Below are 724 nucleotides of genomic sequence, written 5' to 3'. Positions count from 1 at the left end.
CGGCCTTCAATACAAAAGTCAATATCGAAATCGGGCATTGAGACGCGCTCTGGGTTTAAAAAACGCTCGAATAATAGATCATAGTGAATAGGGTCAAGATCGGTAATATTCAGTGCATAAGCGACTAGTGAGCCAGCACCAGAACCACGGCCAGGGCCAACTGGGACACCATTGGCCTTGGCCCAGCGGATAAAGTCCATGACGATTAAGAAATAACCGGGGAAACCCATCGATAAGATGATATTAAGCTCGTACTCTAAGCGCTCATCGTACTGTTTGCGAAAGTCACTCCAGCTGTCGTCGCGCTCTTCCACAGGAAAGAGTTTATCCAACCGGTGATTAAGGCCGCGCTGCGACTCTGCGCGGAAAAAAGACTCAATGGTTTCGCCCTCTGGAACAGGAAAGTCGGGCAGTACGTTGATGCCAAGGGTCAAGATCACATTACAGCGGGTTGCTAAACGTAAGGTATTATTAATAACTTGTGGAATATCATCAAACAACTGCGCCATCTGTTCTTGAGTCTTCAAATATTGCTCATCTGAATACAGTCTTGGACGATTTGGGTCAGCCAGTACATAAGAGCCTGCGATACAAACGCGGGCTTCGTGAGCATCGAAGTCTTCTTGTTCTAAAAAACGCACATCGTTGTGTGCAATGAGAGGAATATTGTGTTTGGCACCTGAGTGGATAGCGGCTTTAATAAAAGCATCTTCCCCTGAGCGAT

At 46.7% G+C, this 724-nt stretch carries 1 pseudogene; it reads right to left on the bottom strand.

Annotated elements, in window-relative coordinates:
* A pseudogene (locus ACS8FD_RS20345) lies at window positions 1-724 on the bottom strand (DNA polymerase III subunit alpha); the annotation flags it as partial.

The sequence above is a fragment of the Psychrobacter sp. 1U2 genome, from assembly GCF_051847575.1.
The sequence above is the reverse complement of the archived record's forward strand: the minus strand, read 5'-3'. Positions and strand labels throughout refer to the sequence as shown.